General features: G+C 66.6%; 7 protein-coding genes. 3 read left to right on the top strand and 4 right to left on the bottom strand.

Annotation, left to right across the window (positions count from 1 at the left end):
- A partial coding sequence (locus ABQF30_RS17210) for an MmpS family transport accessory protein (protein ID WP_448465900.1) occupies positions 1–132 on the bottom strand: 132 nt, incomplete at its 3' end.
- A gap of 184 nt (positions 133–316) precedes the next feature.
- Between ABQF30_RS17210 and ABQF30_RS17205 the strand changes: the two genes are divergently transcribed.
- Positions 317–898 carry a TetR/AcrR family transcriptional regulator gene (locus tag ABQF30_RS17205; RefSeq protein WP_448465856.1) on the top strand — a complete coding sequence of 194 codons (582 nt, stop codon included), beginning with the start codon at positions 317–319 and terminating at the stop codon, positions 896–898.
- Here ABQF30_RS17205 and ABQF30_RS17200 read toward each other — a convergent pair.
- Together ABQF30_RS17200 and ABQF30_RS17195 are read right to left on the bottom strand one after the other, a co-directional pair.
- Positions 895–2577, bottom strand: coding sequence for an aldehyde dehydrogenase family protein (locus tag ABQF30_RS17200; protein ID WP_448465854.1), 1683 nt, complete (start codon positions 2575–2577; stop codon positions 895–897). The two genes, ABQF30_RS17205 and ABQF30_RS17200, sit on opposite strands and share 4 nt — an antisense overlap.
- Positions 2578–2613: 36 nt before the next feature.
- The gene (locus tag ABQF30_RS17195; protein ID WP_448465852.1) at positions 2614–4077 is read right to left on the bottom strand and encodes a hypothetical protein; all 1464 of its coding nucleotides are present in this window, start codon (positions 4075–4077) and stop codon (positions 2614–2616) included.
- 187 nt (positions 4078–4264) lie between these two features.
- Between ABQF30_RS17195 and ABQF30_RS17190 the strand changes: the two genes are divergently transcribed.
- Together ABQF30_RS17190 and ABQF30_RS17185 are read left to right on the top strand one after the other, a co-directional pair.
- A complete protein-coding gene (locus ABQF30_RS17190; RefSeq protein ID WP_448465850.1) occupies positions 4265–6868 on the top strand; it encodes a LuxR C-terminal-related transcriptional regulator in 2604 nt (867 codons plus the stop codon).
- A 238-nt stretch (positions 6869–7106) separates the two neighbouring features.
- Positions 7107–7502 (top strand): nuclear transport factor 2 family protein, encoded by a 396-nt coding sequence (locus ABQF30_RS17185; protein ID WP_448465848.1) that lies wholly within the window; start codon positions 7107–7109, stop codon positions 7500–7502.
- On the opposite strand, the gene ABQF30_RS17180 is transcribed toward ABQF30_RS17185, so the two are convergent.
- Positions 7492–8712, bottom strand: a complete 1221-nt coding sequence (locus ABQF30_RS17180; protein ID WP_448465846.1) for an ankyrin repeat domain-containing protein — start codon at positions 8710–8712, stop codon at positions 7492–7494. The genes ABQF30_RS17185 and ABQF30_RS17180 overlap by 11 nt on opposite strands.
- Positions 8713–8760: the final 48 nt, after the last annotated feature.

Raw genomic sequence — 8760 nt, 5'->3', positions numbered from 1 at the left:
CACCTTGGCGCTGGCCATCCCCGTCCCGTCGCCACTGCCGAAGAATGTCCGGACCCGCATGACGGTGAACGCGCCGACCACCACCACCACCGCGATGAGCAACGGAATCCAAAACCGCTTCAGCAGCTTCATGTTTCGCGGGTCGGCCTTTCGAAGGAGAGGGACGCGGTCACCTACGCAGCGCCTTCTCGCAGATGTCCTTGCCGGATGTCAAATGAAACCTATACAGTCGGCTAACTTCAATCAAGTTAGTTTAGTTAATTGACAGCGTGATTTGGGCCCCTTGGGTAGGCTCCCGCGCGACGAAGGGACGGGTGTGGCGAAGGCGGTAGCGCCGCGCGGGTTTGCGCGCGAGCGGGTGCTCGAGGCGGCACTTGCCCTCTTTGCCGAGCACGGCGTGAACGGGACATCGCTGCAGATGATCGCCGACCGGCTCGGGGTAAGCAAGGCCGCCGTCTATTACCAGTTCCATTCCAAGGACGAGATCGTGCTGGCAGTCGTGCAGCCGGTGTTCGACGACATCGCGCGCCTGGTCAGGATCGCCGAGGTGATGTCGACGCCGGACGCCCAACGCGAGGTCGCGGTGAGCGGTATGGTCGAACTGGCCGTCCGGCACCGCAGGCTCACCGCGGTGTTCCATGGCGACCCCGCCACCGACAGCCTCGTCCACAGTCGCGAGGAACTTCAGGACACGATCGAACGGCTCACCACCATCCTGCTGGGGCCCGAACCCGATACCGCCGGCCGGATCGTCATAGCGATGCTTTCGGCCGGGATCTACGGTAGCGCAACCGATCCCGAGCTCAACGACGTCGACGACGCCGAGCTGCACCGCGTGCTACTTGATTGTTCGCAACGGCTGTTGCGGGCCCCTGCGGCGCCCGCGGTTTCCGGCTAGCCCCGCAACGCAGAGGCGAAGATCGCCGGCAGCTTGCTCCAACTCGGTGATCCCGCGAACTCGACCAGTAGCCGACCCGTTGTCGCCGCGGTCCGGTTGTTGACGAACCACGGCGGTTTGGGCGACAGCGACCATTCCCCGTGCAGCATCGAACGCGGCGCCGGCCGGAACGGTCCCCTGACCACGGTGCGCTCCGGCTTGTCGAGCAGGAATGCGTTGTGCACCACGCCGGTTCCGCTTTGGATGTCGTTGCGGGGATGACCGGGGTAGGCGCCCCACGTTGCTGTCGGCGTCAGGTAGCCGACGCCGGTCCACGCATTGATCGCCACCGTCCCGTAGCGCAACTGCTCGACGAGCCGGTCGAATTCACTGCCAAGGCCGGCGATGGTGTCCGGGTGCCCGATGATGTTGATGCCCAGGGTGCCGACGAACTCGTCGTTGGCGACATTGACCGCCTCCTGCGCGAAATCCGCACCCGTCGAATCCAATTCGACGACACCGAGGACCGGGCCGAAGTATTCGGTGCACAGCAGAGCTGCGCGATCGGGCGGATTGACGACCAACACGCGGGCGCCCAAATGCTCGGCGTCGGGGTAGGACGCGTCGGCGCCGGCCACCCGGTCAGCGGAGCCGGGGTAATACGGGGACCGTGCCGGTGCATCGGTCACGGCCTTACGTAGCGCCGCGAGAAACTCGTTGCGCTGAGGCCACCGCTTGGACAGCACGACCACCTGAGCCGCCACGCAGTTGTAGCCGTTGTTGTGCAACCGCTGGGTGGCGACGTGGTTGGCCTGGAACTCGATGTCGGCTTTGCTCCACTCGCCCGGCAGCACGATCGTCGGCGATACACCGCCGAGTTCAGCCGTCATCTCCTTGTCCAGTACCGGCTCGTCGGCGGATTTGCGGCGCGCACCCTCCTCGCCGGTGCCGAACACGATGGCGTCATACGTCAGGGCGCTGCCCGTCATGTGCACGTGGTCGACCAGTTTGTGCCGGACCAGATAGGTGCCTGCCTCGGCACCGCCGGTCAGGATTCGAACCGCGCCGATGGCGATGAATGGTGCCACCACCTTGGCCAGCACCGGGAGCAACGGATCGGTGATCGGGTTGAGCTTGAGTGCCACCACGCGGTTGTTCGCGAACAGCTCGTAGATCGTGTCGAGCGGGGCGATCGAGAAGATGTTGCCTGCACCGAGCACCGCCCCGACGCCGGAGGTGTGGCTTGGATCGCGTTGCGCCAGGCCCGCTGCCTTGACGGCTTCGGCCCGCTCGACACCGGGCTGCAGCCACACCTCGGCGCTGAAACCCGACAGCAACAACTTGTCGAAGACGTTGAGTGGCAGGGCTTTAACGGTGGTACGGCCGCCAGGGGCAGTGCCGAACTCGACGCCGTCGAGCGGGCTGCGGCCGGCCTCCAGCTTGGCCATGCTCTCGGACAACGCGCCAAGGCCGGTGGCCAGTGAGTAAGGCCCGGAGATCCACTCCTCGCCGACCAGCGGTGACGACGGGTCCAGTTGCTTGATTCCGACGGCCGCGTCCACCCATTCGGCGGCGTGCTGGACCGTCAGTGCGCGCACTTCGTCCAGTAGCCGCCGTCGTGCAGCCAAAGGCATTGTCGCCCAGTTCTTCTCGCCTTCGACGAGGTCTTCGAGCGCCTGGTCGATCTGTGCTTCGGTCATAGGATTCAGCGTACTGCTCGGCGTCGACGTTGTGCCTCACCATCGGCAGACGTCGGGGCCCAGGCCTGAATCGACGGCGCGAAATGCCATCAGGCGAGACTGCCACCACGGCAGCGGTGCGGCCAGCACCGGATCGGTGCCGGCATCGTCCACCACATGGCGCACGCCGTCGCGCAAGTATGCGATGCGGATGCCGCTGATGCCCGCGGCCCGCCAGAGCACTACCGTGCGTCGCAGTTCCAGCCAGGGAATGCGCACCGGAGGCTCCTCCGATATCCAGCGGGTCTGCCGTCGCAGGTGCGTCAGGCCGCCCAGCGCGCGGTGCAGCGCATCCAACTGGACCTCGCCCGGCAGTTCCAGGCCGACAATTGTGACGGTGTCACGCTGGTAGCCGGCGAACTGGACGGCGGTGACTCCCGGGAGCAGGTGGTTGGTGCTGCCCTCCTCGGTGTGCAGGTTGCTGAACATCGAATAGTTCGCGACCGTCTTGAGCCCCAGGTAGGGCGTCGCACCGTTGGCGAACGCCAGCAGCGGGACAAGCAGCAGCACCGCGGGCCGCAGCCGCCAGGCCGGCGTGCGGACACCCGCAGCCTGTGCGGCAAGGTAGCCGCGTACGAGTGTGAACATGAGCGGGCCGACGGCGACGAACCAGGTGGCCACGAGCAGGGTGTGCCATGGCAGACCGATCGGGCTGGTCGGCTCGTCGGCGAAGCCGGCCACCAGGCTCAGCAGCACGTGCGTTGCGAAACCACTGAGCGCGAGCCGTCGCAACCCGGCAGTACGTGGTGCCAACGCGGCGAACACTTCGGCCGGGACCAGGAGCACATACACCGCGAAGACGATCGTGGCGAAGTCATAGAACGAGGCCAGCGCCAGTATCGAGTGGAAAGCGACGCCCAGCAGCACGCCCCAGCACCTCAGCCGGGGCACCGCCAGGAACCCGAGAATGGCGGCTTCGATCAAAACCGTCGCGATGGCGGCGAACTGCGCGATCGCCGGGCTCAGCACGACGTCGCCGACGCCATTGAGCCAGATGAGCTGGCCTAACAACTCGCCGCCACATGAGGTCGCCGGAGTGAAGTAGGCGGTGTTCAACTTGTCGAAGACAGTGAACAGGTAGACCACAAGCAACACGAGGCCGGCAGGGTTGCGCGTGGCATCGAGCCAGCGCTCGACGAAATCGCCCGGCACGTTCGGTCGATTCCGGGTGGTCAGCGCCCACAATGCCGCCGCGCCGAGTGCCAACGCGACGAGAAAACTCAACAACAAGTGGTTCGACGCGGCAGGCAGATTCAGCACTGCCACCGTCGCACCGGCCGCCACGGCCACACCGACAGCCGCGACCGAGCCGGGAAATATCAACGCAGGCAGGCTGGCCAGTAGCGCAGGCACGACCACAAGAGGTTGGCTGTCTGAATAGTGGAAGACCAACCCCATCGCGAACAGCGTTCCGAACCAGCGGAGTTGCTCACGCGCGCCGAGGCGGCCGGCGAATTCCATGATCGACATTCTGCGGTATTTCGGTTTTCCGCCAACGTGAGCATTTGCCGCTCGGTATCCGACCGGAATTCCCGGCCGCCCGAAAATTTGCGCGGGAATGTTCTGCCAATTTGATACTTGGCGCCGTTTTACGCCATATCCTGGGCATTCGCAGGTAATGGGGTGATGGCGACAACGGGTTGCTGAGATGAAGCTGGCGGGGCGTGACCGGGAACTGGCAGCGATCCGTCGTGCCCTGGGCGGGACCGGCAACCATCACGGTGTGGTGATCGTCGGCAGCGCCGGCGTCGGTAAGACCCGGCTGGCACGCGAAGCGCTCGGCCACGCGGCGGCATCCGGCCACAGCACCAAATGGTTCGTGGGAACCGAATCGGCACGGGCGATCCCGCTGGGGGTCTTCACCGGGTCCATCCCCCAGACCATGTGCGATCCACTGCCGAATGTGCGCCGGGTGATCGACTCCTTTGTCGCACAACAACGTCAGGGGAAGGTCGTCATCGGCGTCGACGACGCCCACCTGCTCGACGGTCTGTCCGCGCACGTCCTGCATCAACTCGCACTGACGCAGGGGGTGCGGCTCGTCGTCACCGCCCGATCCGGGGGGCCGGAGCCCGACGCGGTGACAGCGCTGTGGAAAGACGGCCTGCTGGACCGGATCGACCTGGAACCGCTGTCGGAGGCCGCCGCGACAACGCTGGTCGAATCGATGGTCGCCGGGACCGTGGACAGTCGCAGCACGCACCGGTTCTGGAAGCTCACCGGAGGCAACGCCCTGTATCTGCTGCAGCTGGTGAAGGACCAGCTCGCAGCAGGGCGGATGCACAAATCGGCGGGGGTGTGGATGTGGGACGGTGACGTGGCGGTGTCCCAGAGCATCACCGACATGGTCGGCCGCCGGCTCGGCCGGCTCACCCCCGGCCTGGCCCTGGTGCTCGACACGCTCTCGCAGTGTGAGCCGCTCAATGTCGGACTGCTCTGCGACCTGGTGGATCCGCCCGATCTCGACGCTGCCGAGCAGATGCACCTGGTCACCGTCGAACGGGCAGGCCGAGACCTCGTGGTCCGGCTGGCGCATCCGCTGTACGGCGAGCTGCGCAGGGCGACCGCCGGTGAGATGTACCTGTCGAAGATCCGCGGCAAGCTCGCGCAGCGACTGGGTGCCGCGCCGGACCGAGATATGCGCGCAACCGTGCGCCGGGCGCTATTGACGTTGGATTCCAATCTGCCGCCGGACCCGGAGCTGTATCTGACCGCCGCTCGCAGCGCCACTGCCCTGCTCGATCCCGCGGCGGCTGATCGATTCGCCGCTGCCGCAGCCGAATGTGGTGCGCCCGAGGCAGCGCCGATGCGGGCGATGACGCTGATCCTGCTCAGCCGGGGCGACGAGGCTGAGGCCGTGCTGAGTGAGATCAGCAGCGGCGATCGACCAGACAGCCATCACTGGACGACGCTGCGTGCGGTGAACCTGACTTGGATGCTCGGCCGGCCACGGGATGCCGCCGAACTTCTCGAAAAGCTCACTGTGACAGTCGAATCCGATAGCCAGCGGATGGAACGCCTTGCGGTGCAAGCGTGCGTCGACGCAGTGCTAGGTCACTGCCGCAGCGCCGAGGAAAACGCCAGGACTGCTCTGAATTCCGGTGGTCTCACCGACTTCCACGCCATGATGGCCTCGCTGGCGCTCATGATGGCGCTCGGTGCGCTGGGGGAGGTCGACGATATCCCGGCGGTGGCCGAACAGGCGATCGACCGGGCCATTACATCGTTTGAATCGTCGCCGATGCGGTTCTGGTTCGGGGCGGTTCACGCCCGCGCCTGCCGGTTGACGGGCCGCATCGACGAATGTGTGAAAATGGCTGCCCGCCTGGATGAGTCGGCGCGTGACATGCCTGGACTCGCCTATGCGAACCTAGCGTTCCTGCTCGGGCATGCGGAGTTGGTGCGCGCCGCCGTCACCGATGCCGTCAAGCACCTGCACGAGGCGCTCGCAGGAGCTGAAAACCACGCCGTGACAACAGGGTTGCGCGCAGCAAGCTGTTTCGCCCTGGCAGAGGCGCACGCCAAGCTCGGCGAGACCGCCGCTGCCGAGGAGGCGCTGGCACAGGCCCGCGTGCCCGACGATTACGTGTTCATGCAGACGGCGCTGTCGCTGGTCACCGGGTGGACCCTGGCTTCCGGCGGCTTACTGACCGACGCGATCGGCGTCGTCCTCGATGCTGCCCGCGCGGCTGCCGAACGTGACCAGCCGACCCACGAGCTGGCCTGCCTGCAGGCCGCTGGGCAATGGGGCGACGCGTCAGGCGCCGCTCGGGCGCGCGAACTCGCCGACCTGCTCGGACTGCCGCTGGCCGCGACAGTGGCAGGCCACCTCGAAGCGCTGGACGCCAACGACGGCGCGGGCCTGCTCGCCGCGGCAGCCGGCTACCAGGCCATCGGTGACCCGGCCACCGCTGCCGATGCCACCGCCCAGGCCGCCGTTGCGTTCAGCGCTGCCGGGCAGCGCAAACGCGGCATGTCGGCTGCCGCCGTCGCCCAGCAGATCGCCGAGGACTGCGGCGGCCTGTGCACCCCGGCGCTACGCAATCCAGCCGGGCAGCCGCTGACCCGCAGGCAACGCGAGATCGCCGAACTCGTCGCCGCCGGGCTGTCCAACAAGCAGATCGCCGATCGGGTGTTCGTCTCGGTGCGAAGCGTGGAGGGCCACCTCTACCGGGCCTGTCAGCGGGTCGGCGCCAGCTCACGCGAAGAGCTCGCCGCGATCATCAAGGCGGGCCTGAAAGGCCTGCGGTGACGGACGAGAAGGCCGTCCCTGACGACGATCTCACCAGAGATTCCTGATGCGATGAGTTCTGAACCGTGTAACGGTCTACCTCGTAGAAGACACTAAGGAACGACAGGCGGGTAGGAGCGAGGTGACACGATGACCGCGGTTTACGGAATGATGGCGATGCTGCCCATCCTGTTCGCCAGCGCCGGCTACGTCCTCGTGTCAGCGCCGGGCGCCGCCGAACGGAAGGTGCGCCGCTCCCATGACTGACGACGAGGCCGTCCGCGCCCTGATCACCCGCTGGGCCCAGGCGGTGCATGACGGGGACTTGAAGACCGTTCTGGCGGACCATGATCCGAACATCGTGATGTTCGACGTGCCACCGCCACACGAGGGGGTGCGCGGTATCGAGGCCTACCGTGAATCCTGGCCGCCGTTCTTCGAGTGGCAGCGCCAGGGTGCGCTTTTCGAGATCGTCGAACTGGATGTGACGGCGGGCGACGACGTGGCGTTCGCTTACGCGTTGCTGCGCTGCGGCATGCCTGCCGAATTCGAAGCGAATCCAGAGAACCGGCTGCGCCTGACCATCGGGCTACGCAAGCGCGACGGCCGCTGGGTCGTTACCCACGAACATCATTCGTTCTGCTCTACTGACTAGCGCGGCGCAGCAGATCGGCGGCCTCGGTCTGATAGGCGTGTTCAGCCCACCCCAGCGGGGTCGACCCGAAACGCTCATCGGTGATCGACGGATCGGCACCCGCAGCGAGCAACCGGTGGATCAAACCCAGGTCGCCCGACCAGGCGGCCTGGTGCAGCGCAGTCGCGCCCTCCTCGTCTCGGCCGTTCGGGTCGTCCAGAAAGGCCGGTACGACGACTTCGACGCCGGCGGTGTCGATTCCGTTGTTGGCGAGAAGGTCGAGTCGGTCTGTGAATCCGTGTTCGGCGGCCCAGGTGACCTGCCGGTGCCACATCTGCTCGCGGGTTTCCATGGCCTCGCCCAGCTTGAGTTCCCATGGGCTCGGTCCGGCGTCGGCCAGGCCGTGCGCGAACAGCACTTCCAGGTGCGAGTCGTCGGCGCGGAACATCCGGTTGTAGAGCGTCTGCTGGTCGACGGGATGCGCGCCGCGGCTCAACAGCAGCGCGGCCAGCTCGGGTGCAGCCGGGTGCCGCGGTTGTCTACGTGGTCCTTGTTCACCCTCGCCGAACACCCCGGTCAGTGCGGTGAACGGCGTCGACAAGCCGCACCACAGGTAGCCCGCGTTCGGGTCGGCGCCGGCGTCGAGCAGTAACTGTGCCGCGGACAGCACGTCATTGTCTTTGCCGCGCAATGGAACCCGTGAGTAGCAGAGGTACAGCAACGGGACCCAACCGAACGGGCCACCTCCTGTTGTGGCCAAGGCCGGCTGTTCGGCGAGGTGCACGGCCAGCGCGTTCGGGTCCGCGGCCGACGCGGCCGCCCATACGTGTTTGTCGACCAGATCCGGTGTGCTCACGAGCAGATCGGCGGCGGCCTGCCAGCGCGGGGGAGCGTCAGTCTCGTTGTAACGCAACGATGCCCACGAGCAGAACCGGTCGGCTGTCCCGAGGTTGTCCTCGTCGAGCGTCCCGGGGTCGACACTGAGATCGGCGGCCAGTTGCAGAAAGTGCACGAGCGCGGGCCAGCCGGTGAAGCCGTAGACACGTGCCACGGTGAGGTGGGCGTCGTGCAGTGCGAAGTGCTCGTTGGCGAGGGCGACATCGGGTCGCGGGTGGTGACGGCCGACGACCTCTGTCGCCTGGTTGTCGCCGGTGGTGACTGCGCGCTGGAGTTTTCGGGCCTCGTCGCGCAGCTTCTCGAGCGACGGGTTATTGGGCAGACAGCTGGCCATGACGGCCTCCTCTCATATGCCCGCGTCCGCGAATCGGGCCGAGAAGAG

It is taken from the genome of Mycolicibacterium sp. XJ870 (genome assembly GCF_053483975.1).
The sequence above is the reverse complement of the archived record's forward strand: the minus strand, read 5'-3'. Positions and strand labels throughout refer to the sequence as shown.

Bases quoted from the DNA above. Each gene is read 5' to 3' on its own strand.
- ABQF30_RS17180 (WP_448465846.1), bottom strand. From the start codon at position 8,712: ATGGCCAGCTGTCTGCCCAATAACCCGTCGCTCGAGAAGCTGCGCGAC.
- ABQF30_RS17195 (WP_448465852.1), bottom strand. From the start codon at position 4,077: ATGGAATTCGCCGGCCGCCTCGGCGCGCGTGAGCAACTCCGCTGGTTC.
- ABQF30_RS17200 (WP_448465854.1), bottom strand. From the start codon at position 2,577: ATGACCGAAGCACAGATCGACCAGGCGCTCGAAGACCTCGTCGAAGGC.
- ABQF30_RS17185 (WP_448465848.1), top strand. From the start codon at position 7,107: ATGACTGACGACGAGGCCGTCCGCGCCCTGATCACCCGCTGGGCCCAG.
- ABQF30_RS17190 (WP_448465850.1), top strand. From the start codon at position 4,265: ATGAAGCTGGCGGGGCGTGACCGGGAACTGGCAGCGATCCGTCGTGCC.